This is a genomic window from Bacillus stercoris, from assembly GCF_029772985.1.
GTDB lineage: Bacteria > Bacillota > Bacilli > Bacillales > Bacillaceae > Bacillus > Bacillus stercoris.
This window is the reverse complement of record NZ_CP121861.1, coordinates 3,395,001-3,417,162: the sequence shown is the minus strand read 5'-3', so window position 1 is coordinate 3,417,162 and position 22,162 is coordinate 3,395,001. Positions and strand designations below refer to the sequence as shown.

The following is a 22,162-nucleotide window of genomic DNA, read 5'->3' as shown; positions in this document are numbered from 1 at the left end:
TAATAAAAGGAAACACGTTTCAGGCCTGAGAAGGGAGATTAAGATGCCGTTTATTACAAAAATATCAGCGCAAAAAAAGAATACGGAACGCTTCAATATTTTTCTGGATGATAAATACGCCTTCAGCGTGGACGCGGATGTGCTTGTGAAATATGAGCTCAAGAAGGGAAAAGAACTTGATGATCTTGACATCATTGAGATTCAATACGGCGATGAAGTGAAGAAAGGCTTCAACCGCGCGCTTGAATTTTTATCCTATCGAATGCGGTCAACGAAAGAGGTCGAGGACCACTTGAAGAAAAAAGAAACCTCGCCACCCGTCATTGCGGAGGTCATCCATAAGCTCAACGATTACAAGTACTTAAACGACCAGGAATTTGCCGCAGCCTATGTCAGCACCCACAAAAAAACAAACGGAAAAGGACCTGATGTTTTGTTCAGAGAGCTGAGAGCGAAGGGAATTGATGACGATACAATTAAGGAGGCGCTAAGTTCTTTTTCCTTTGAAGATCAGACAAGAGAAGCGGTCAAGCATGTTGAAAAGCTTCTCAAAAAAGATAAAAAGCTTTCGACAAAAGAACTCAAACAGCGCGCCCAGATGCAGCTTCAGCGCAAAGGCTTCTCATTTGATGTCATCAATGCGGCGCTAGAGCAGATTGAATATGAAAATGATGAAGACACAGAGAAAGAAGCGCTGCGCATTCAAGCAGAAAAAGCGCTTAGAAAATACCGCTATGACGGCTCCTATGAAAGCGCCATGAAGGTCAAACAATTTTTATTCCGCAAAGGATTCTCACTCGATTTAATCGAACAATTTCTGCACGAAGAGGAGTAGCTGAAAAAATGGAGAAACGATACAGTCAAATGACACCGCACGAACTCAATACTGAAATCGCATTACTTTCTGAAAAAGCAAGAAAAGCCGAACAGCATGGAATTATAAACGAACTGGCAGTGCTCGAACGGAAAATTACGATGGCAAAAGCATATTTGCTGAACCCGGAAGATTACTCACCGGGAGAAACGTACCGTGTTGAAGACACTGAGGACGAGTTTACCATCAGTTATTTAAATGGCGTTTTCGCATGGGGATACAGAACCTCTTCTCCTCAGCAAGAGGAAGCGCTGCCAATCTCAGTTTTGAAAGAAAAAGAATAAAGCGTAACAGGGAGGCTGATCATCAGCCTCTTTTTTTTGTGCAGCACATTTACACGAGGTCTTAAAGAAAAAATCATTGAATTCACTTTAAAAATCTTTTAGTATGGAACTCGTTGTTTTTTAATATCAAAGGAGGCGATGACGTTGAGTATCAAAAGCCCATCTGTAAAATTTATTATATTTGTTCTTATGATTTGTACATTTTCAATCGGCTATACAGAATACGCGGTGATGGGTATTTTGACGTCGATTGCCAATGACTTTCATATACAGGTTTCATCTGCAGGGCTTCTTGTCACGGCTTACGCGGCAAGCGTCTGTTTGACAGGACCGCTCGTCACCATCATTTCTGTCAAGCTCCCGAGAAAGCCTGTGCTTCTTGGGCTGATGGCGATTTTTATCCTTTCAAACCTGATGAGCGCACTGGCACCGAATTTTGCGGTACTGGCCGTCTCAAGAATTTTATCTGCGTCCATTCACGGCGCATTCTTCGCGATTGCCATGGTCTTCGCCAGTGAAATGGTTCCGCCTGAAAAGCGCGCTGCAGCCGCTGCTTCAATGAACGGCGGACTGACAGTAGCTCTAATGCTTGGTGTTCCATTCGGTTCTTATCTCGGAGATGTCCTGAATTGGAGAGCGGTGTTTTCCATCATTACGGCACTTGGAGTCATCGGATTTTTAGGCCTTATGGCTGCCGTGCCAAACAGAAAACCAAAAGTGATCCCCATGCTTATGAATGAGTGGGGGGTTTTTAAGCACAAACAAGTGCTGTTTTCCTTCGCGATTACCATTTTAGGCTATTCCGGTGTCTTTATCGCCTACACCTTTATCGAACCGATCTTGAGACATTCAGCCGGATTCAGCACGGTTGGCATTACAGGCGCTCTCTTTGCGTATGGTTTGGGAGGCGTTGCAGGGAATTTCTTTGCGGGAAAAGTGCCACTGCCTCTGTTGACTCGGACGATGATCGGCGTAATGATCGGTTTAATTGGTGTTCTGGCTGTATTTCCGTACATCGCCATTTACCCGGCTGCAGCCATTGTGGCCACGTTCCTATTCGGGGCATGCGCATTCGGCACGCCGCCTCTGCTGCAAACAAAGGTCATTTCATCATCTGAGGGCGGCACAACCATTGCCGCAGCTGTCAGCGTATCAGCATTTAACCTTGCCAATGCCCTTGGTGCATGGATCGGCGGAATGATTTTAAGCGGAACTGGCTCTTATTCCTGGCTGTTTGCAGGCGGCGCGCTTATGACCGCATGCGGACTTGTGCTTTCTACCTTCGCACACTTATCAGAAAAGAAGAGCGTCTACGAATATCAAGTCAATAAAGGGTAAAAACAGCTGCAGTGTATGCAGCTGTTCTTCTTTACCGTTTGCCAGAGGCTCTCATTCTTTCTTGAGGATGCTGATTGATCGATCCATCAGCACGCTTTGAAGCATAGTCGTCCTTTGCTCTCGGTTCACCCTGAAATTTGTTTTCGTTTTCGTAAGGAAATCCTTTTTCTTTATTCCGGACCATGTCATATCCCCCTAGGTTCGAGATCAAAAAGTTGCGTCTTTCCAGATGAAGACGTAAGGTTAGTATATGGAGAACACCACGTAATAAAGCGTTATTTTTTTCCTGAAGAAAGGAGACTGCACATATGAATATGTACATTGAGAAACTGACGAATCTGCTTCTGGAAAAGAACGATATGATCAGCTATATACAGGCGAAGACATGGGTGGAATTGCTATGGAGCGATTTCGAAGCAACCTATGCAAAAGCCGGACACGCCTATCAGGGTGAAAAAATGACTGAAAAAATCGTCACACAATGGATCGAAAACTACGGAGGCCAGCTCCACCTTTTTCAAAGCTCCCGTAACGACGTGAATGATTACTTACATCAAAGCAGAGGCCTTTTGCATTAAAAACCTGCCGTTAGCGACCGGCAGGTTTTTTCATTTTTTTTTACATAAAACATGTTTCGCCAGCCTGTCAATCAGGGAATACCACTTATATCTTGTCAAATGCGAGGAGGAGCTTTAAATGAAAAAGAAACAAGTAATGCTCGCTTTAACAGCTGCCATAGGAATGGGCTTGACAGCACTTCACTCCGCTCCCGCAGCAAAAGCTGCGCCCCTTCACGACATATCTGTCAGCATGCCATCATCCGATACTTACATCATAAAAGCAGGAAAACTGAATGTCCGGACTGCGCCAAATCATGAAGGTGATATTCTCGGCACTGTATCATCAGAACAAAAGGTAACAGTCGATGGGTTCGTAAATGCCGATTGGGCTCAAATTCATTTCAAAGGGAAGAAAGCATATATTTCAACTCACTTTTTAATGAAAACCGCAAGCCAAGCGAAAACAACGAAACAGACAGCCTTCTATACACCGACACCCGAAAACGGAAAAGCTAAGCAGCTCTCATCTGGAACAGAGGTGACAATACTCGGGTGGGGATTCAGTGAAAACGGAGGATTTGACTTCACTTGGGCGTTCGTGGATTATGGCGGTGTTATAGGCTATATTCACACAAAGGATTTACAAATGCGATAAAAGGCAGGCCGAGGCTTGTCTTTTTGTCTATGCGTGAAACATTTCTTCTTTCTGCACGTAACAATGAGAAAGGAGATGATAATATGGCTGGTTTAGTCAGCGGAGGGCTTATGATCATTGCGGGCATACTGATCAAACAGTTTCCTCCCAAATCCATCAACAGTGTGTACGGATACAGAACAAGACGCTCAATGTCAGATCAAAGATTATGGAATGAAGCGAACCGTTACAGTGCATCATTAATGATCCTGTCAGGCTTGGTGATTGCGGGAATGGGATTTTTGCTGGGATCAAGCTTGATCATTCTTCAGCTAATCCTGCTGATTGCCGCTTGTGTCATCATATTTATGCTAACGGAAAAAAGACTGAAAACCATGATGCACAGTCAAGGAGGAGATAGAAGTGGACGGAGTTAAATGCCAGTTTGTCAATACAAACGGAATCACGCTCCATGTGGCAAGCGCAGGACCGGAAGACGGCCCGTTACTTGTCCTGCTTCATGGATTTCCTGAGTTTTGGTACGGCTGGAAAAATCAAATCAAACCGCTTGCTGATGCGGGTTACCGGGTCATTGCTCCTGATCAGCGGGGCTACAATCTCAGTGACAAACCGGAAGGAATTGATTCGTACCGGATTGATACATTAAGAGATGATATCATCGGACTTATTACGCAATTCACTGATGAAAAAGCAATTGTCATCGGGCATGACTGGGGAGGGGCTGTCGCATGGCATTTGGCTTCCACACGCCCGGAATATCTTGAAAAACTGATCGCGATCAACATCCCGCACCCGCACGTCATGAAAACCGTAACGCCGCTTTATCCGCCGCAGTGGCTGAAAAGCTCGTATATCGCATTCTTTCAACTGCCAGACATACCGGAGGCATCACTAAGGGAAAATGATTATGAAACATTAGACAAAGCGATTGGATTATCGGCCCGTCCGGAGATTTTTTCGTCCGATGATGTCAGCAGGTACAAAGAAGCGTGGAAACAGCCGGGTGCACTGACAGCTATGCTGAACTGGTACAGAGCCCTCAGAAAAGGAAGCCTTGCAGAGAAACCGCCTTACGAAACAGCACCTTACCGGATGATCTGGGGAATGGAAGACCGCTTTTTGAGCAGAAAGCTTGCGAAAGAGACGGAAAAGCAATGCCCGAATGGACATCTCATCTTTGTAGATGAAGCATCCCATTGGATTAACCACGAAAAACCAGCCATCGTCAATCAGCTGATTTTGGAATATCTTAAGAACCAATAAGAAAAATTTTCTCTCCATCCGTCTGTCATAATGGCAGACTTTTTCTGTGCGATTTTTTCATAGTCTGTTTTAAACATGACAAAATAACATTAAAAATCATGAATGTCACCATAAAATTGTAACAAAAAATAGGTTTAAACGACTTTAAAAAAAGGAATAGCCTTACTGAAGATTTGTGTAAAACTCCCCTAAGGCAATACTTAAAAAGAATAATAAAAAGAAGGTGCCTTAATGAAGCAAGGATTAATCTCGATTATTATCCCGTCTTACAATGAAGGGTATAATGTCAAACTCATTCATGAATCTTTAAAAAAGGAATTTAAAAACATTCATTATGACTATGAAATATTCTTCATAAATGACGGAAGCGTTGATGACACACTTCAGCAGATCAAAGACTTGGCAGTGACGTGCAGCCGGGTGAAATATATATCTTTTTCTAGGAATTTTGGAAAAGAAGCCGCGATTTTGGCGGGCTTTGAGCATGTTCAGGGCGAGGCGGTAATTGTAATGGATGCCGATCTGCAGCATCCGACATATTTGCTGAAGGAATTTATCAAAGGCTACGAAGAAGGGTATGACCAGGTGATTGCCCAAAGGAACAGAAAAGGGGACGGGTTTGTCCGCTCACTCTTATCATCAATGTATTACAAGTTCATTAATAAAGCGGTGGAAGTCGATTTGCGTGATGGTGTGGGTGACTTCAGATTGTTAAGCCGCCAAGCTGTAAATGCTCTTTTGAAGCTGAGCGAAGGAAACCGCTTCTCAAAAGGCCTTTTTTGCTGGATCGGCTTTGATCAGAAAATTGTGTTTTATGAAAATGTCGAACGGAAAAACGGCACATCCAAATGGTCGTTCAGCAGTCTGTTTAATTACGGCATGGACGGCGTCGTTTCATTTAATCATAAGCCGCTGAGATTATGTTTTTACACCGGCATTTTCATCTTGCTGCTTTCCATCATTTATATCATTGCCACATTCGTTAAAATTCTGACTAACGGTATTTCTGTGCCTGGGTATTTTACAATTATCTCAGCTGTGTTATTTCTTGGCGGAGTACAGCTGTTAAGCCTCGGGATTATAGGCGAATATATCGGCCGAATTTATTATGAAACAAAAAAACGCCCGCATTATTTGATCAAAGAAGCGAATATCCCAAACAAAGACCTGCCTGAAACGAACGAATTAAAAAGCGTGCGGCGTCTGACAAAAATGCACTGAAATCACCAAGCGTCATTGGCAGTGCTTTTTTTGCGTGTCTATCATCTTAAAAGCAAGACTGGAGAATGTATATGAAAAGAAAACATGTCATGATCTATGCGGCCAGTCTGCTGGTGTCCGTTCTGGCACACGCTTTTTTTGTGAAAGAATGGGCGGAAGGCAGATATATGACAGGTCCGGGTGACGGGCTTGCGCAAATGATCGTATTTAAAAAATTATTATTTGACCAATATACACACGGGAATTTTTTCTACAATTATTCATTCGGACTTGGCGGCGGCACATTCAGTCAGCTCGGCTATTATTTTTCTGCTTCTTTTCTATTTCTAGCTGTGTCCGCCGTTGTCTGGCTGCTTCAAGCCCTCCAGTTTATCGGAGAAGCGGGTACGCTTTTTTGGGCAGAGTCAGCTGTTTTTATCAGTATTTTCAAATTGAGCTTGATCATCTTTACGTCCGCTTCTGTTTTTCACTATCTTCTCAAGCATAGAGCGGCATCGTTTACGGGAGCCGTGTTATACGGCGTCTCGATTATTTATTTCCGTCACGAAGCGTATTGGGAATTTTTTACTGATACAATGGTTTGGCTTCCGCTGCTTGTGCTTGGCGCAGAAAAAATCATTAGAGAGCGGCGTCCGGCGTGGTTTATTGTTGCGTGTTCGCTGACGTTCATCAACAATTTTTACTTTGCATACATAAACCTTATATTCATCGGAATCTACGTGCTGTTCAGATGGCTGATCAGACTGGAACAGGATGAAGTGAAAAGATGGGTTCAATGCAGATTGTTTCTGGTTTCGGGCCTTATTTCTTTTGGCATCAGTGCGGCGGTGTTTGTGCCGGTGGTATACGGTTATTTAAACAACCTGCGCCCTCCATACAGCCAGAAAATAGAGTGGCTCAATTTCGATGATAATATCTTATTTTCGAGCCGGATCATCATTGTGCCGGCCGCTTTTCTGCTGTTTTTGTTTATGATGTCTTTTTACAAAAACCGTGTGTTTCGCCTGTTTGCCGGATTGAGCCTGCTGTTTATTCTTTTTCATTTCAGTCCGTATGCGGCAAGCGTCTTTAACGGCTTTTCCGCCCCGCAAAACCGGTTTGAATATGTTTTGGCCTTTACCATTGCGGGAGCAGCGGCGGCTGGTTTGTCACAGCTGTCTGAACTGAAACGGAAAGAACTGCTCCCGGCCATAGCTATCGTCCTGCTTCTTTACTTGTATCATATCCAAAGGTATAAGCTCGATATATGGAAGCCTGCGAATGAAAGCATTCTATTGCTCTTACTCATGACAATCGCAGCCTTGTTTGCTGCAGCTTTTGCGAAAAAACAGGCAAAAGTGGCTGTGTACGGTATCATCATTCTTTCTTCGCTGTTTGTCGCCAACTCCTATCAAAAATACGCACTCTCAGAAGGCGGCGATCTGGATAGTGTGACAAGAGAATATCTTACAAGTGAGGAATACAGAGGGCAAGAATCATCTGAGCTCATCAGACGTTTACAAAAGGAAGACAATGACCCGCTCATGAGAATCGACTGGATGAACGGTGTCCGCAATAATACGCCAATCATTTACGGATTTAATGGCTTCAGCGCCTATTCCAGCATTTTAAATAAAGATCTGCTGGCCTTCTATTGGAATGATTTAAGCATCGATATGGGCAGGGAAAGCGTCAGCCGTTATGCGTCATTGGGAGACAGGACGAATTTATACAGCCTGCTTTATGGCAAATATTATATGACGGAAAAAACAAACGCAGCCAGCGTCCCGTACGGCTTCAAAAAGCATTTAGAAACAGAGCATTATGCGGTTTATGAGAATGAGTACATGCTTCCATTCGTCAAAACAGCGGATGCCATATACAGTGAAAGTGAGCTGGACCAATTGCCCGCTCTTGCGAAAGAACAGGCGATGCTGAAAGGAATCATATTAAAAGATCCATCTGGAAAAACCGAGCAGACACCAAAACCGGCCAATTTGATCACCAAGTCGGACATTACCGCAAAACAAGCTCATTATCAAAACGGACTGCTCACCGTAACTGGAGAAAACGGAGGAGAGCTGCTCATCACTCCGAAACAGCCATCATCCGCTCCGGGAGACTACTATGTCAGCTTTTATTTGAAAAGCAAAGCAAAAGACAAAGGATTTACATTAAAGGTAAATGATTATGTCACAACAAGGAAATCGAACAAATCGATCTATAAAACCGGTGTAAATGATATTACGGTCAGAGTGCCTAAATCAGGCCATATCTCAATCCATCTTCCGAAAGGAACCTATGAGCTGAGAAATATAGCGCTCTATGAAGAGAATTATGAAACGCTGAAAAACGCTGTATTGCAACATAAAACAGAGAAAGCAGAGAAACTGAATTGGAACAAAAATCAACTGACCTTTACATATCATCTGTCAAAAGACCAGTACATCATGCTCCCGATCCCATATGAAAAAGGCTGGGAGCTGAAGATCAACGGACACACACAGAAGATCGAAAAAGCGGATTATGCTTTTATAGGCTTCAAGGCGCAAAAGGGAGACAATCACATTGAGCTGACTTACTATCCGCCATACTTCAACATATCGGCGATCATATCTCTCGTCAGTCTGCTGCTTGCTGTTTTATATATAAGACGTAAAAAGCCCGGCTCTATATAGAGCCGAGCTTTAATTTTTTCTGAAGTTTTTCTTCGCTGAATATCCATCCCGTATAGGACGAACGAATCGTAAGATCATGGCCGATATGAACAATTGCCACAAAAGGATAATGGCCTTTACTCCGATAACGCAGGTCGATAAATCTCACCTCATAATGATCTTTAAACGTATCCACTTCCCACCGGTAAACCGGAGAAAAGGACAGAAACGCCGCGATGTTATCATCCTGCTTTGCCGCATGCATTACATCGGTTTCAGGAACAGGCACTCGATTAAATGTATCCAGAATCACGACGTGTCCTTCCATGCTTCTTCCTACATAGAAAGCATGTGCTGTTGTCACTGCGATTCGCCATTGCCTGAATTTCATCGTTGGAGAAATAATAATGCTTTCAATCTCATCATGAATCATCTCATGAAGCTTTCGTTTAATTCTCAGCTGCATGATCAGGCGCACCAAATAATAGCCTGCCAATATGATATATAAGCTGAGAAACGTGATGCCGGGACTGCCGCCTACATACCAAATCGCAATAGCTGCCAGATGGCTGATAAAAATAAACGGATCAAACGTATTAATCAGCCCAAGCGCAACCCATTTTTTCGAAAACGGACGAATGGCTTGTGTCCCATAGGCGTTGAATATATCGACGAAGACATGCAAAACAACGGCCAGCAGCGTCCACAGCCACAGGTGCAGAAAATTGGCCTGAGGATAAAATAAATACAGAATCGCCGGGATGATGACAGACCAAAACAAAACGGCGGGAATTGAATGGGTAAATCCTCTGTGATTCCTTATATAAACAGCATTGTTTTTAAGCTTTAACACAGTATCAATATCCGGAGCCTGAGAGCCCGCAAGCGTTGCGATCATAACAGCGTGAGCCATTGCCGGATCTGATGCGACAACAGGATCAAGCGTCGCAATACCGCCCAGTGCGATGCCCATAACGACATGTGTGCCCGTATCCATAGGTGACCTCCTTGCAGGATGACCTGCACATTCACTTTGTAAGAAATTCCCCATTTTCATATACCCAATTTTTAAACTGATTCAATCGTTCTCATATGTTTCCGCTTTTTCTTTACTACTATTTAATGTAACATATTATCGTACTGTGCCCTTAGTGTACAACAAAAAACAGTCTAAAGAAAAGCGGGGCGCGAAAGACTGGGGAGAAACACATATGAACGTACTTGAAGACAAATTAAAACAAAAAGACATACAGCAATTTCGCGATGATTTAATCACATGGTTTGAAAGAGAGCAGCGCGTTCTGCCGTGGAGAGAGGACCAAGATCCGTATAAAGTGTGGGTGTCTGAAGTCATGCTGCAGCAAACGAGAGTAGAGACTGTGATTCCTTACTTTCTGCGATTTGTGGAACAATTCCCGACAGTGGAAGCGCTCGCTGATGCGGATGAAGAAAAGGTGCTGAAAGCATGGGAAGGACTCGGCTATTATTCGCGAGTCAGAAACCTGCAAAGCGCAGTAAAAGAAGTAAAACAGGAATACGGCGGCATTGTCCCTTCAAACGAGAAAGAATTTGGCGGGTTAAAAGGCGTCGGCCCTTATACAAAGGGAGCGGTGCTCAGTATAGCCTACAATAAACCCATTCCCGCGGTTGACGGAAATGTGATGCGTGTCATGTCCAGAATTCTTTCTATTTGGGATGATATTGCCAAACCAAAAACAAGAACGATCTTTGAAGACGCTATACGAGCTTTTATTTCCAAAGAAAAACCTTCTGAATTTAATCAGGGCTTGATGGAGCTTGGAGCCTTGATCTGTACGCCAAAATCACCTTCATGCCTGCTATGCCCGGTTCAGCAGCATTGCTCAGCATTTGAAGAAGGCACTGAACGGGAGCTTCCGGTCAAAAGCAAAAAGAAAAAGCCCGGGATCAAAACAATGGCCGCGATCGTACTGACCGACGAAGACGGACAAGTGTATATCCACAAACGGCCGTCTAAAGGTTTGCTCGCCAACTTATGGGAATTCCCTAATCTTGAAACCCAAAAAGGGATCAAAACTGAGCGTGAACAGCTCATAGCATTTCTAGAAAACGAATATGGGATACAAGCTGATATCAGTGATCTGCAAGGTGTAGTCGAGCACGTTTTCACCCACCTGGTATGGAATATTTCTGTGTTTTTCGGTAAAGTAAAACAAGTGTCGGATACCGCCGAGCTGAAAAAAGTAACGAAAGAAGAGCTCGAACAATTTGCGTTCCCGGTGTCACATCAAAAAATCTGGAAAATGGCAGGGGAAGCAGCCTCATACTCGGCTGCTCCGTAAACCATTCTTAATCGTAAGAAACGCGCGTGCCGTGGCTGTAGTCCGCTTCATTGCGCTTCATTCCGCCGCGCGCTTCAATTTCTTGCGTTAATTCCCGGTATTTTGATTGGCCTTCTTCGTTCAAGTAAGGCATAATTTGCTGAAAGGCATGATGAAAATAAGCGAGTTCACTGTTCTTCCAATCTTTTTTGGAAACCATGCTCAATTCGCTCATATCACGTCCGACATACATAACAGAAGTCCCCCTTTAAAGTTCTTGCCATTATTGTTTGTGGAAATAAAAGAACTATACGCTACAAGGAGATGAGGAAAAATGGAACAAAATAAATGTGCACTCGTAACAGGAAGCAGCCGCGGTGTCGGAAAAGCGGCCGCGATCAGACTTGCTGAGAACGGCTATAACATCGTCATTAACTATGCCCGCAGCAAAAAAGCAGCACTAGAAACAGCGGAAGAAATCGAAAAGCTTGGTGTTAAAGTGCTTGTCGTAAAAGCAAACGTAGGACAGCCTGCAAAAATCAAAGAAATGTTTCAGCAAATTGATGAAACGTTCGGCAGACTTGATGTTTTTGTCAATAATGCCGCTTCAGGCGTTCTGAGACCTGTCATGGAACTAGAAGAAACGCACTGGGACTGGACGATGAACATTAATGCGAAAGCATTGCTTTTCTGCGCTCAGGAAGCTGCCAAGCTAATGGAGAAGAACGGAGGCGGGCACATTGTCAGCATCAGTTCATTAGGCTCAATCCGCTACCTTGAAAACTACACCACGGTTGGTGTATCAAAAGCAGCGTTAGAGGCTTTAACACGTTATCTTGCGGTTGAGCTTTCACCAAAACAAATTATCGTCAATGCTGTTTCAGGCGGAGCGATCGACACAGATGCGCTGAAACACTTCCCGAATAGAGAAGATTTGCTTGAGGATGCGCGCCAAAACACACCGGCGGGCCGCATGGTCGAAATTAAAGACATGGTTGATACCGTTGAGTTTCTAGTGTCTTCCAAGGCTGACATGATCCGCGGACAGACTATTATCGTTGACGGCGGACGCTCACTGCTCGTTTAAAAATTTTTAAAAAAGAGGAATAGCTATACGATCACCTGCACATTCTAATGACCGTGGAGGTGATAACAATGGCTAACTCAAATAATTTCAGCAAAACAAACGCTCAACAAGTTAGAAAACAAAACCAACAATCAGCTGCTGGTCAAGGTCAATTCGGCACTGAATTTGCTAGCGAAACAAACGCTCAGCAAGTTAGAAAACAAAACCAGCAATCAGCTGGCCAACAAGGTCAATTCGGCACTGAATTCGCTAGTGAAACTGACACACAGCAGGTAAGACAACAAAACCAATCTGCTGAACAAAACAAACAACAAAACAGCTAATCACTGAAACAGAAAAAAGCACTTCATCTTCGGGTGGAAGTGCTTTTTTCTGTTTAAAAAACGACAAAACTTGTGGAAGGTCTACAGAATGAGTCAAAGGGTTTGCTTTATGGAGATCGAAATGATTAAAGGAGGAAACGTTTATACTTTCACCAGGCTGAAGGAGGAACCGATGACGGAATTTGAAAAGCTGGTAAGTGAACAGATGAAAACGATGGATAAGCTTCTCGATCTCCAATCAGAGCTCGACCGCTGCAAACAAATTGAAGCGGAACTCAGGCATTTGGAAAGGGATGCAAGGCTGCGGGGGATTCAGGCTGAAATTGCGGTAAAACGGAAACACCTTGCCGATATACAAGATATGTTTCAAAAGCAGACAGAGCAGGTCATTCGTTCTTATCGCAGCTCAGAAAAGCCGTCTTCCTTTGTGTAGTGCAGGAATGTGCCATTCCCCGGCCGGAATGGCTCTTTTATTTTCATTTTTCAAATTGTAACGTTATAATAGGTAAAAGACGTTGTCGGTAAGCAAATTTGGACATACTAACTGTAGGGCTTTATAGAAAGTAGGGGAGAAATATGGGCTATCCCAAGGAAGGAGAAACCATTCAAATTCACAGCTATAAGCACAACGGGCTGATTCATAGAATTTGGAATGAGACAACAATCTTAAAAAGTACAGAAATGTGTGTCATCGGGGCCAATGACCGGACGATGGTAACCGAATCAGACGGCCGGACATGGATAACCAGAGAGCCCGCAATCTGTTATTTTCACGCAAGACAATGGTTTAATGTCATCGGGATGCTGAGGGAAGACGGGGTTCATTATTATTGCAACATCAGTTCTCCGTTTGCCTATGATGGCGAAGCAATTAAATATATCGATTATGACTTAGATGTTAAGGTTTTCCCTGACATGACCTACAATATTCTCGATGAAGACGAATATGATGATCACCGGAAAGCCATGAATTATCCAAAAGAAATCGACAGTATATTAAGAGACTACTTAAACACGCTGCTCCATTGGATTCACCAGCGTCAGGGACCGTTTGCGCCCGAGTTTGTTGATATGTGGTATGAACGGTATTTGCGCTATACAAAATAATGGTTACGTAAAAACCTGTTGCGGGGTACAACAGGTTTTTCACATGGGCTCACACACATCATGATCAAGAGAGAGGGGGAATCAACGTGGGGGTTATGAAACGCTACATGCAATTCGTCAAACCTTATAAGAAGCAAATTTTCGTTACAGTGTTAATCGGGATCGTAAAATTCTCCATTCCGCTTGCTCTCCCATTGCTTCTGAAGTACGTAGTTGACGACATTATTCAAGGAGGCGGCACGGCTAGTGACAAAACAACGTCATTGTTCACGATTATGGCGATCATGTTCGCCTTATTTTTAATTTTGCGCCCGCCTGTTGAATATTATCGGCAATATTTTGCCCAGTGGACGGCCAGCAAGGTGCTTTATGACATAAGAGCCAAGCTGTTTGACCATATACAGAAACTCAGCCTTCGTTTTTATGCGAATACAAGAACAGGGGAAGTCATTTCCCGAGTGATCAATGATGTGGAACAAACAAAGGATTTTGTCATCACAGGCCTGATGAATATATGGCTAGATATGCTGACGATTTTGATCGTGATCTCTATCATGCTGACGCTGGACATAAAATTAACACTGATCTCTATCGTTTTATTCCCATTATACGGCATATCAGTGAAGTATTTTTACGGCCGTTTACGAAAGCTGACAAGGGAGCGCTCACAGGCGCTAGCTCAAGTACAGGGGCATTTGCACGAGCGCATTCAAGGCATGCCGGTCATCAGGAGCTTTGCAATAGAAGACCATGAACAGGCTCAATTTAATGAGAAAAATGGTCATTTCTTAGATAAGGCCATCAGCCACACGAATTGGAATGCCAAAACCTTTGCGGTCGTTAATACCATTACAGATTTGGCGCCGCTCATCGTCATTGCGTGCGCCGGCTATTTTGTCATTAATGGACCGCTGACAGTCGGAACAATGGTCGCGTTTGTCGGATATATTGACAGAATGTACAACCCAGTTAGAAGACTGATCAATTCCTCTACAACCTTGACACAGTCAATCGCATCAATGGACAGGGTGTTTGAATTTATCGACGAGCCCTATGAACTCACTGATAAACCAAATGCGATAAAGGCCGATCAGATTCGCGGAGGAGTGGAGTTTCAAAACGTTTCGTTTCAATATGAAAAGGAAAAAGAAAACATTCTCCATGATGTCTCTTTAAAAGTAAATAGAGGGGAAACTGTAGCTCTCGTCGGCATGAGCGGAGGAGGAAAATCAACGCTCGTCAGCCTGATCCCGAGGTTTTATGATGTTTCAAGCGGCAGACTGCTGATTGATGGGACGGATATTCGCGATTATGAAGCAAGAAGCCTTCGCAACCAGGTTGGCATGGTGCTGCAGGATACCTTTTTATTCAGTGAAACGATTCGGGAGAATATCGCAATCGGCAAACCTGATGCCACTCTTGAAGAAATTATTGAAGCCGCCAAAGCTGCAAATGCCCATGAATTTATCATGGGTTTTCCAGAAGGATATGAGACCCGGGTGGGGGAACGAGGCGTTAAGCTTTCAGGCGGACAAAAGCAGCGGATCTCAATTGCGCGCGTATTTCTAAAAAATCCGCCGCTCCTTATTTTAGATGAAGCGACATCCGCTCTTGATCTGGAAAGTGAGCATTATATTCAAGAAGCGATGGACAAACTGGCGAAGGACAGAACAACTTTTGTTGTCGCCCACCGTTTATCGACGATCACACATGCGGATAAGATTGTCGTCATGGAAAACGGCACAATCATTGAAACCGGAACCCATGATGAACTCATGGACTATGACAGCCAGTACAAGCACTTATTTACCATTCAAAATTTGAACTAAAACATCAATCTTATATCCTTTTAACGAAGGATATAAGATTTTTTTTTATAAAAAAACCCGGCTGTTTAACCGGGTTACTCTTCTGTTTCTATTTCGCAGTCTTTCGGATGATACGTTTGAAAACTTGTGATGAGTGTTTCTAAATGTTCGAGCTGCTCGCGGTACTCTACGGCGCTTGCCATAATATTGAGCATGTTGTAATCAATAAGCTCCTCATCCGTATTTTGCTGATTTTTTAAAAAGGACTTTGTTAAAAGCTGCTTATATCGAATGCCTTCTTCATCCGCGTCATCATGCGGCTTGATTTTGCCGACAAACCTCATTAAAATCAGTTCATGCCAGTAAAGCAGGTAATCAAGCTCTTCAGTCAGTGTTTCCTGAAACTCTTCCGGCATATGATAGATCTCGTTTTCCAGACGATGCAGCTTCTTCAATGTATCAAGCGCCCGGTTTGCAGTAATAATGGCCTGTCTGAACAGGACAAGCTTTCTTGATTTCACATAAGTCGTTTTCTTAAAGTAACTTCTTTCTTCTTTATATAGAAGATATGTCTGATCAAGCTTGATCATTTTTTCTTTCAGTTTTTCAATATCCTCTTTCAAAATCGAATGCTCTGTCGACTGCCGCATGGACAATCTGATCCACTTCATAATTTCTTCGGTGTTTTCGACGGTATTATGAATCAGCTTTGTTTCGTACTTAGGAGGCAAAAACACAAGGTTGACGATAAAGGAAGAAAGCACCCCTAAGATGACTGTGCTTGTTCTGATCAGCGCGAACATTAAAAAGTCGTCACCGGCAGATTCTAATATCGCAATGACTGTTACAAGAGCAATTGAAATTGTATGTTCAATTTTAAGTTTCAGCATGATTGTAATGACAATAACTGCTGTTAACCCGATCATAATCGGGCTGGGTCCGAAAATTAGGCCGAACACTGTGGCAATCACAGCTCCGATGATATTTGCCTGAACCTGGTCAATAATAATGAGAAAAGAGCGGTAAATCGACGGCTGAATCGCAAATATCGCTGCAATTCCAGCGAAAATCGGCGCGGGAAGCCCGATCCACGAAGCCAAATAAAGGGCAAGTGTAATCGCAATCCCGGTTTTGAAAATGCGGGCACCAAGTTTCATTGGTTTGTGCGTGCATTCCTTTCTATAGTAAATTGTGTGACATAGCAAATGGGCTAATCCTTAAAATTCCCGGTTAGTTTATTTGCTAAACAATTAAGTAATATACAGGGATCGATACAAATATTCAAGCTATTTTTCTAGAAAAAGACCAAAATCTTACACGTTATTTGAATCCATAAAAAAACAGGAGCTCAATGCTCCTGTCCAAGGTGTCAATTTCTAGTTTTTAAGATGTTTAAAAGCATCCTCGACCGCCTCAAGCGTGTCTTTAATATCCTGCTCTGTATGTGCTGTCGTGATAAACCAGGCTTCATACTTAGAAGGTGCTAAATTAACTCCGCGTTCCAGCATCAGTTTGAAAAACGCAGCGAATGTTTCTCCGTCACTACGTTCAGCCTGCTCATAATTTTCGACTTTCTCATCAGAGAAATAAACCGTGAGTGCGCCTTTTAAGCGATTGACAGTAATTGTGATGCCGTGTGTTTCTGCGTGCTGTAAAATGCCTTCCTCCAGCATTGCGCCAAGGTGATCAAGCTTTTCATACACGCCTTCCTCTTTGAGCACTTCCAGACAAGCAATGCCTGATAGGATGGAAGCGGGGTTCCCTGCCATTGTTCCTGCCTGATAAGCAGGCCCTAGCGGAGCTACCTGCTCCATGATTTCTTTTTTGCCGCCATAGGCGCCAATCGGAAGTCCGCCGCCGATAATTTTTCCGAGCGCTGTTAAATCCGGTTTCACCTGTAAGAGATCCTGCGCGCCGCCATACATAAAGCGGAAAGCCGTAATGACTTCATCGTAAATAACGAGAGCGCCTGCATTGTGCGTCAATTCATTTACTTTTTCTAAGAAACCTTCTTTTGGCTCAACGATACCGAAGTTGCCGACAATCGGTTCAACGAGAACTGCCGCGATTTCACTGCCCCATTTATCAAGAGCCTCTTTATAGCTGTCGATATCATTAAATGGAACAGTGATCACTTCGTTTGCAATGCTTTTTGGTACACCGGCTGAGTCCGGAGTGCCGAGAGTGGACGGGCCGGAGCCTGCAGCGACAAGCACAAGGTCCGAATGCCCGTGATAGCAGCCTGCAAATTTAATGATTTTTGTCCGGCCTGTATATGCGCGGGCCACGCGAATGGTCGTCATAACGGCTTCTGTTCCCGAATTGACGAATCTTACTTTGTCCATAGCGGGAATAGCTTCTTTGAGCATCTTTGCAAATGTAACTTCATGTTTCGTCGGTGTTCCATACAATACACCGTTCTCTGCCGCTTTTTTAATCGCTTCTGTAATATGCGGGTGGGCATGTCCTGTAATAATCGGACCATACGCCGCTAAATAATCGATGTATTTGTTGCCGTCCACATCCCAAAAATAAGCGCCGCTTGCTTTCTCCATTGCAACGGGAGAACCGCCGCCGACTGCTTTATATGATCTAGACGGGCTGTTTACACCGCCGACAATGTGCTCTAATGCCTCATTGTGAAGTTCAATTGATTTTGTATGCAAGAATAAAAACCTCCTATATCTCCATGCGTCCTTTCTATTGTAGCATGCTTCCGAACAAGAACAATGGCTTTGGGCTTCAGATGCAGCTGAGATGGTTGTAATCTGGACAAGAATTGGATACGCTTAATAAAAAAACATCCGGAGGTAACGTAATGACTATAGAAATCGGACAAAAAGCGCCTGAGCTTGAGTTAAAAGGCGATCATGGGGAAACAGTAAAATTATCGGATTATAAAGGAAAGTATATTGTGCTTTATTTTTATCCAAAGGACATGACACCGGGGTGTACAACGGAAGCCTGTGATTTTCGGGACAATCACGAAAGCTTCAGTGAACTGGATGCCGTCATTATCGGTGTCAGCCCGGACAGCCAGGAAAAACACGGAAAATTTAAAGAGAAGCATGATCTTCCATTTCTGCTTCTTGTTGATGATGAGCATAAGCTGGCGGAAGCGTTTGATGTGTGGAAGCTGAAGAAAAACTTCGGAAAAGAATATATGGGAATCGAGCGCTCCACTTTTTTAATTGATAAAGAAGGCCGTCTCGTTAAAGAATGGAGAAAGGTAAAAGTGAAAGACCATGTAGCCGAAGCGCTTCAAACCCTCAAGGATATGTCGGAAAAGTAAATTCGTCTTTCAGCCTCAAATGATATGCTTACTTTTACCCTGATATCAATTGACAAATTATCGTAGAAAGAGTTACACTAATTATAAACATTACAATGTAAGAATTTTTTTTAGAAGAGAGGTGCATGACGGATGGCTGCACATGAACTAAAAGAAGCCTTAGAAACGTTGAAGGAAACCGGAGTTCGCATTACTCCTCAACGTCATGCGATTCTGGAATATCTCGTTAACTCTATGGCTCATCCAACAGCGGACGATATATATAAAGCTCTGGAAGGGAAATTTCCTAACATGAGCGTAGCGACGGTATATAACAATTTGCGTGTGTTCCGAGAATCAGGTTTGGTAAAAGAGCTCACATACGGTGATGCTTCCAGCAGATTCGATTTTGTCACATCCGATCACTATCACGCGATTTGTGAAAACTGCGGGAAAATTGTGGACTTCCATTACCCGGGCCTTGACGAAGTTGAGCAGCTTGCTGCCCACGTCACGGGCTTCAAGGTAAGCCACCACCGTTTAGAAATTTACGGCGTCTGCCAAGAGTGTTCGAAAAAAGAAAATCATTAAAAATAAGCTGACCGCACGAAACGGTCAGCTTATTTTATTTCGACATTTTCTTTTTATTATAAGACTCATCAAATTCTTTTCCTTCTAATCCCTTATCTAAAGTCAGCGGCTCTCGGCAATGCATGCACATATCGACTCTTCCTAAAACCTTTGTCTCTTTATCACAGCCTGGACAAATGACGCGAACCGCTTTAGTCGAAAGCATTCCAATCCAAAAGTAAACAACCGTGCTGAGACCGATCGATAAAAGCCCAAGTATCATAAACAAACTAGAAAGCAAAACTGACTCTTTGAAAAAGATCCCGATGTACATAATGATAAACCCAACGAAAACCAAACTTAACGCGAATGTTCTGATTTTATTAATTTTGCTGGAGTATTTCGCCATGTCCATCCCCCTCTGATTTAACTATAGCACAAACCCGATGGGATTTTCTTCATGTTTTCGGTTGAACTGGAATTTACTTATGGAGACTTGCTGTGAAATTGTTTATAATAGTTCAATGTGTTTAGAAAAAAGGAATTTCGTTTTAACCATAGAATTGAATCAAATAGAGAATAAAAAAATTTGAACAATTGCATTGGAGGAATAGTGATGGAAAATCTTCTCCGCCCAATTTACCAAGAAAGAGCAAGTCACCCCAATACATTAGCTGTCATTATGATTGAGAGAAGAAACAAAACATCTTCCTTAACAGATAACTTTGACGCAGCTTTGCTGGTGATTGTAAAGGATGCTGATGAGCCAGTTTTTATAAAGCACTATGAATTCGATCATCAAACAGCTTCTTTGCATGTGGTAACAGATTCTCAGATTCAAGAATGGATTTTGCTTGGAACAAATAGAAGAATCATAGATTGGATTGTAAATGGCAGAATCTTGTTTGACCGTAATGAATACGTTGCTGAACTGATTGACAGGCTGAATACATTTCCGTTTGCCGAACGTAAACTGAAGATCGGACTTGAATACGGCAAATTAATCAGAAGGTATGTTGAAGGAAAAGCTTTTTTTGAAGCCAATCAATTTTTAGATGCCTACAACGCAGTTGTTCATGCGTTGCATCATTTAGCACGTATTGAAGTAATCGACAGAGGATTTCATCCCGAAACCACGGTGTGGAGCCAAGTGCGCCAGATGGAGCCCCAAGTGTACAAATTATATTCCGAGCTGATTGAAAGTCACGAGAGCTTGGAAAAAAGACTAGAATTATTATTCTTAGCAAATGATTTTCTTATCCATTCTAAAGCAGAGATCGGTTCGGCGCATCTTTTCGAAGTCATGAAAGAAAAAGACATTTGGCAATTCGGTGAGCTTCTTCAACATCATGACCTAAAGCACTTTACACAGGATCTTGGCGTTATGCTTGATTACTTGACAGAAAAGGGACTTATCAACGTCAGCCAAATAGAAACGAAAGGACAGGCTGTCTATCACCGAGGATATTCTTTTAAAAAAGGTGTTGACTCTGTTTCTTGACCGTGTTATATTATTAAACGTCGCTGATGCGCTTCTGAGAAAATAAGCTCACAGCGGCGGGGAAATAAATCAAAAAAACATTTGACAATAGAAAGTCAAAATGTTATATTGATAAAGTCGCTTCACCAAGAAGTGAAAATGATCTTTGAAAACTAAACAAGACAAAACGTACCTGTTAATTCATTTTTATAAATCGCACAGCGATGTGCGTAGTCAGTCAAACTAGGGCCTGCATGACGCAGGTCACACAGGTGTCGCCGCAGGATGCGGTGAACTTAACCTGTGATCCATTTATCGGAGAGTTTGATCCTGGCTCAGGACGAACGCTGGCGGCGTGCCTAATACATGCAAGTCGAGCGGACAGATGGGAGCTTGCTCCCTGATGTTAGCGGCGGACGGGTGAGTAACACGTGGGTAACCTGCCTGTAAGACTGGGATAACTCCGGGAAACCGGGGCTAATACCGGATGCTTGTTTGAACCGCATGGTTCAAACATAAAAGGTGGCTTCGGCTACCACTTACAGATGGACCCGCGGCGCATTAGCTAGTTGGTGAGGTAACGGCTCACCAAGGCGACGATGCGTAGCCGACCTGAGAGGGTGATCGGCCACACTGGGACTGAGACACGGCCCAGACTCCTACGGGAGGCAGCAGTAGGGAATCTTCCGCAATGGACGAAAGTCTGACGGAGCAACGCCGCGTGAGTGATGAAGGTTTTCGGATCGTAAAGCTCTGTTGTTAGGGAAGAACAAGTACCGTTCGAATAGGGCGGTACCTTGACGGTACCTAACCAGAAAGCCACGGCTAACTACGTGCCAGCAGCCGCGGTAATACGTAGGTGGCAAGCGTTGTCCGGAATTATTGGGCGTAAAGGGCTCGCAGGCGGTTTCTTAAGTCTGATGTGAAAGCCCCCGGCTCAACCGGGGAGGGTCATTGGAAACTGGGGAACTTGAGTGCAGAAGAGGAGAGTGGAATTCCACGTGTAGCGGTGAAATGCGTAGAGATGTGGAGGAACACCAGTGGCGAAGGCGACTCTCTGGTCTGTAACTGACGCTGAGGAGCGAAAGCGTGGGGAGCGAACAGGATTAGATACCCTGGTAGTCCACGCCGTAAACGATGAGTGCTAAGTGTTAGGGGGTTTCCGCCCCTTAGTGCTGCAGCTAACGCATTAAGCACTCCGCCTGGGGAGTACGGTCGCAAGACTGAAACTCAAAGGAATTGACGGGGGCCCGCACAAGCGGTGGAGCATGTGGTTTAATTCGAAGCAACGCGAAGAACCTTACCAGGTCTTGACATCCTCTGACAATCCTAGAGATAGGACGTCCCCTTCGGGGGCAGAGTGACAGGTGGTGCATGGTTGTCGT

General features: G+C 43.7%; 24 protein-coding genes and 1 rRNA gene (1 of these 25 running past the window's edge). 19 read left to right on the top strand and 6 right to left on the bottom strand.

All coding sequences use genetic code 11. The annotated features are described in order from the left end of the window. Positions 1–43 precede the first annotated feature (43 nt). The 3 genes from recX to QA442_RS17900 all read left to right on the top strand — a co-directional run bounded on the left by recX (position 44) and on the right by QA442_RS17900 (position 2,496). The gene (recX, locus tag QA442_RS17910; protein WP_069149210.1) at positions 44–835 is read left to right on the top strand and encodes a recombination regulator RecX; all 792 of its coding nucleotides are present in this window, start codon (positions 44–46) and stop codon (positions 833–835) included. Between the two features lie 8 nt (positions 836–843). Continuing rightward, positions 844–1,158: a YfhH family protein gene (locus QA442_RS17905; protein ID WP_014476208.1), complete on the top strand. Its 315-nt coding sequence runs from the start codon at positions 844–846 to the stop codon at positions 1,156–1,158. Positions 1,159–1,302: 144 nt separating this feature from the next. Beyond that, entirely contained in the window at positions 1,303–2,496 is a 1,194-nt protein-coding gene (locus QA442_RS17900; RefSeq protein WP_080488038.1) for an MFS transporter, read from the top strand. A gap of 31 nt (positions 2,497–2,527) precedes the next feature. Here QA442_RS17900 and QA442_RS17895 read toward each other — a convergent pair whose 3' ends face one another. Further along, positions 2,528–2,680, bottom strand: a complete 153-nt coding sequence (locus QA442_RS17895) for a small, acid-soluble spore protein K (protein WP_003223241.1) — start codon at positions 2,678–2,680, stop codon at positions 2,528–2,530. A gap of 124 nt (positions 2,681–2,804) precedes the next feature. On the opposite strand from QA442_RS17895, the gene QA442_RS17890 reads away from it, so the two are divergent. From QA442_RS17890 to QA442_RS17865, 6 genes are all read left to right on the top strand, one after another. Beyond that, on the top strand, positions 2,805–3,074 hold the full coding sequence (locus tag QA442_RS17890) for a YfhJ family protein (RefSeq protein ID WP_014663267.1): 270 nt from the start codon (positions 2,805–2,807) through the stop codon (positions 3,072–3,074). A gap of 118 nt (positions 3,075–3,192) precedes the next feature. Further along, positions 3,193–3,711: an SH3 domain-containing protein gene (locus QA442_RS17885; RefSeq protein ID WP_095432292.1), complete on the top strand. Its 519-nt coding sequence runs from the start codon at positions 3,193–3,195 to the stop codon at positions 3,709–3,711. A gap of 83 nt (positions 3,712–3,794) precedes the next feature. Then, positions 3,795–4,127, top strand: a complete 333-nt coding sequence (locus tag QA442_RS17880) for an SdpI family protein (RefSeq protein ID WP_040083673.1) — start codon at positions 3,795–3,797, stop codon at positions 4,125–4,127. Further along, entirely contained in the window at positions 4,114–4,974 is an 861-nt protein-coding gene (gene ephM / locus QA442_RS17875) for an epoxide hydrolase EphM (RefSeq protein WP_014663271.1), read from the top strand. The genes QA442_RS17880 and ephM overlap by 14 nt, the downstream gene beginning before the upstream one ends. 231 nt (positions 4,975–5,205) lie before the next feature. Then, positions 5,206–6,195, top strand: coding sequence for a glycosyltransferase family 2 protein (locus tag QA442_RS17870; RefSeq protein ID WP_014663272.1), 990 nt, complete (start codon positions 5,206–5,208; stop codon positions 6,193–6,195). A gap of 71 nt (positions 6,196–6,266) precedes the next feature. After that, the gene (locus tag QA442_RS17865; protein ID WP_095432291.1) at positions 6,267–8,852 is read left to right on the top strand and encodes a YfhO family protein; all 2,586 of its coding nucleotides are present in this window, start codon (positions 6,267–6,269) and stop codon (positions 8,850–8,852) included. On the opposite strand, the gene QA442_RS17860 is transcribed toward QA442_RS17865, so the two are convergent. Continuing rightward, entirely contained in the window at positions 8,845–9,828 is a 984-nt protein-coding gene (locus tag QA442_RS17860; RefSeq protein ID WP_095432290.1) for a metal-dependent hydrolase, read from the bottom strand. The two genes, QA442_RS17865 and QA442_RS17860, sit on opposite strands and share 8 nt — an antisense overlap. A 214-nt stretch (positions 9,829–10,042) precedes the next feature. Between QA442_RS17860 and mutY the strand changes: the two genes are divergently transcribed. Continuing rightward, on the top strand, positions 10,043–11,152 hold the full coding sequence (mutY, locus tag QA442_RS17855; protein WP_071581302.1) for an A/G-specific adenine glycosylase: 1,110 nt from the start codon (positions 10,043–10,045) through the stop codon (positions 11,150–11,152). A gap of 7 nt (positions 11,153–11,159) precedes the next feature. Here the strand turns inward: mutY and QA442_RS17850 are convergent, their stop codons facing one another. After that, positions 11,160–11,384, bottom strand: a complete 225-nt coding sequence (locus QA442_RS17850; RefSeq protein WP_014663276.1) for a hypothetical protein — start codon at positions 11,382–11,384, stop codon at positions 11,160–11,162. Between the two features lie 81 nt (positions 11,385–11,465). Between QA442_RS17850 and fabL the strand changes: the two genes are divergently transcribed. The 5 genes from fabL (at position 11,466) to QA442_RS17825 (ending at position 15,477) form a co-directional block, all read left to right on the top strand. After that, the gene (gene fabL / locus QA442_RS17845) at positions 11,466–12,218 is read left to right on the top strand and encodes an enoyl-[acyl-carrier-protein] reductase FabL (protein WP_003223262.1); all 753 of its coding nucleotides are present in this window, start codon (positions 11,466–11,468) and stop codon (positions 12,216–12,218) included. A 68-nt stretch (positions 12,219–12,286) separates the two neighbouring features. Next, positions 12,287–12,541: a gamma type acid-soluble spore protein SspE gene (sspE, locus tag QA442_RS17840; RefSeq protein WP_014663277.1), complete on the top strand. Its 255-nt coding sequence runs from the start codon at positions 12,287–12,289 to the stop codon at positions 12,539–12,541. A gap of 172 nt (positions 12,542–12,713) precedes the next feature. Further along, positions 12,714–12,974: a YgaB family protein gene (locus tag QA442_RS17835; protein WP_003242708.1), complete on the top strand. Its 261-nt coding sequence runs from the start codon at positions 12,714–12,716 to the stop codon at positions 12,972–12,974. Positions 12,975–13,117: 143 nt separating this feature from the next. Continuing rightward, complete coding sequence (gene ntdP / locus QA442_RS17830; protein WP_003223272.1) at positions 13,118–13,648, top strand: nucleoside tri-diphosphate phosphatase; 531 nt, start codon at positions 13,118–13,120, stop codon at positions 13,646–13,648. Positions 13,649–13,734: 86 nt separating this feature from the next. Beyond that, on the top strand, positions 13,735–15,477 hold the full coding sequence (locus tag QA442_RS17825) for an ABC transporter ATP-binding protein (protein ID WP_103749987.1): 1,743 nt from the start codon (positions 13,735–13,737) through the stop codon (positions 15,475–15,477). Positions 15,478–15,551: 74 nt separating this feature from the next. Here the strand turns inward: QA442_RS17825 and QA442_RS17820 are convergent, their stop codons facing one another. Beyond that, positions 15,552–16,613, bottom strand: a complete 1,062-nt coding sequence (locus QA442_RS17820; RefSeq protein WP_014663280.1) for an aromatic acid exporter family protein — start codon at positions 16,611–16,613, stop codon at positions 15,552–15,554. A gap of 219 nt (positions 16,614–16,832) precedes the next feature. Next, complete coding sequence (locus QA442_RS17815) at positions 16,833–18,122, bottom strand: glutamate-1-semialdehyde 2,1-aminomutase (RefSeq protein ID WP_071581304.1); 1,290 nt, start codon at positions 18,120–18,122, stop codon at positions 16,833–16,835. A 152-nt stretch (positions 18,123–18,274) separates the two neighbouring features. Here QA442_RS17815 and bcp point away from each other — a divergent pair, with 152 nt between their 5' ends. Then, the gene (gene bcp / locus QA442_RS17810) at positions 18,275–18,748 is read left to right on the top strand and encodes a thioredoxin-dependent thiol peroxidase (RefSeq protein ID WP_071581305.1); all 474 of its coding nucleotides are present in this window, start codon (positions 18,275–18,277) and stop codon (positions 18,746–18,748) included. Between the two features lie 132 nt (positions 18,749–18,880). Beyond that, positions 18,881–19,318: a peroxide-responsive transcriptional repressor PerR gene (gene perR / locus QA442_RS17805; protein ID WP_003223285.1), complete on the top strand. Its 438-nt coding sequence runs from the start codon at positions 18,881–18,883 to the stop codon at positions 19,316–19,318. A 34-nt stretch (positions 19,319–19,352) separates the two neighbouring features. On the opposite strand, the gene QA442_RS17800 is transcribed toward perR, so the two are convergent. Further along, on the bottom strand, positions 19,353–19,706 hold the full coding sequence (locus QA442_RS17800) for a YgzB family protein (RefSeq protein WP_014479226.1): 354 nt from the start codon (positions 19,704–19,706) through the stop codon (positions 19,353–19,355). A 207-nt stretch (positions 19,707–19,913) separates the two neighbouring features. Here QA442_RS17800 and QA442_RS17795 point away from each other — a divergent pair, with 207 nt between their 5' ends. Together QA442_RS17795 and QA442_RS17790 are read left to right on the top strand one after the other, a co-directional pair. Continuing rightward, positions 19,914–20,798, top strand: a complete 885-nt coding sequence (locus tag QA442_RS17795) for a nucleotidyltransferase-like protein (protein WP_014663283.1) — start codon at positions 19,914–19,916, stop codon at positions 20,796–20,798. 291 nt (positions 20,799–21,089) lie between these two features. Next, positions 21,090–22,162: ribosomal RNA gene (locus QA442_RS17790) — 16S ribosomal RNA — on the top strand; it runs 476 nt beyond the window's last position.

What these genes read in the sequence shown, in the direction of transcription:
- recX (WP_069149210.1), top strand. Translation starts at nt 44, where the DNA reads ATGCCGTTTATTACAAAAATATCAGCGCAAAAAAAGAATACGGAACGC.
- QA442_RS17905 (WP_014476208.1), top strand. Translation starts at nt 844, where the DNA reads ATGGAGAAACGATACAGTCAAATGACACCGCACGAACTCAATACTGAA.
- QA442_RS17895 (WP_003223241.1), bottom strand. Translation starts at nt 2,680, where the DNA reads ATGGTCCGGAATAAAGAAAAAGGATTTCCTTACGAAAACGAAAACAAA.
- QA442_RS17890 (WP_014663267.1), top strand. Translation starts at nt 2,805, where the DNA reads ATGAATATGTACATTGAGAAACTGACGAATCTGCTTCTGGAAAAGAAC.
- QA442_RS17885 (WP_095432292.1), top strand. Translation starts at nt 3,193, where the DNA reads ATGAAAAAGAAACAAGTAATGCTCGCTTTAACAGCTGCCATAGGAATG.
- QA442_RS17880 (WP_040083673.1), top strand. Translation starts at nt 3,795, where the DNA reads ATGGCTGGTTTAGTCAGCGGAGGGCTTATGATCATTGCGGGCATACTG.
- QA442_RS17870 (WP_014663272.1), top strand. Translation starts at nt 5,206, where the DNA reads ATGAAGCAAGGATTAATCTCGATTATTATCCCGTCTTACAATGAAGGG.
- QA442_RS17865 (WP_095432291.1), top strand. Translation starts at nt 6,267, where the DNA reads ATGAAAAGAAAACATGTCATGATCTATGCGGCCAGTCTGCTGGTGTCC.
- QA442_RS17860 (WP_095432290.1), bottom strand. Translation starts at nt 9,828, where the DNA reads ATGGATACGGGCACACATGTCGTTATGGGCATCGCACTGGGCGGTATT.
- mutY (WP_071581302.1), top strand. Translation starts at nt 10,043, where the DNA reads ATGAACGTACTTGAAGACAAATTAAAACAAAAAGACATACAGCAATTT.
- QA442_RS17850 (WP_014663276.1), bottom strand. Translation starts at nt 11,384, where the DNA reads ATGTATGTCGGACGTGATATGAGCGAATTGAGCATGGTTTCCAAAAAA.
- fabL (WP_003223262.1), top strand. Translation starts at nt 11,466, where the DNA reads ATGGAACAAAATAAATGTGCACTCGTAACAGGAAGCAGCCGCGGTGTC.
- sspE (WP_014663277.1), top strand. Translation starts at nt 12,287, where the DNA reads ATGGCTAACTCAAATAATTTCAGCAAAACAAACGCTCAACAAGTTAGA.
- QA442_RS17835 (WP_003242708.1), top strand. Translation starts at nt 12,714, where the DNA reads ATGACGGAATTTGAAAAGCTGGTAAGTGAACAGATGAAAACGATGGAT.
- ntdP (WP_003223272.1), top strand. Translation starts at nt 13,118, where the DNA reads ATGGGCTATCCCAAGGAAGGAGAAACCATTCAAATTCACAGCTATAAG.
- QA442_RS17820 (WP_014663280.1), bottom strand. Translation starts at nt 16,613, where the DNA reads ATGAAACTTGGTGCCCGCATTTTCAAAACCGGGATTGCGATTACACTT.
- bcp (WP_071581305.1), top strand. Translation starts at nt 18,275, where the DNA reads ATGACTATAGAAATCGGACAAAAAGCGCCTGAGCTTGAGTTAAAAGGC.
- perR (WP_003223285.1), top strand. Translation starts at nt 18,881, where the DNA reads ATGGCTGCACATGAACTAAAAGAAGCCTTAGAAACGTTGAAGGAAACC.
- QA442_RS17800 (WP_014479226.1), bottom strand. Translation starts at nt 19,706, where the DNA reads ATGGCGAAATACTCCAGCAAAATTAATAAAATCAGAACATTCGCGTTA.
- QA442_RS17795 (WP_014663283.1), top strand. Translation starts at nt 19,914, where the DNA reads ATGGAAAATCTTCTCCGCCCAATTTACCAAGAAAGAGCAAGTCACCCC.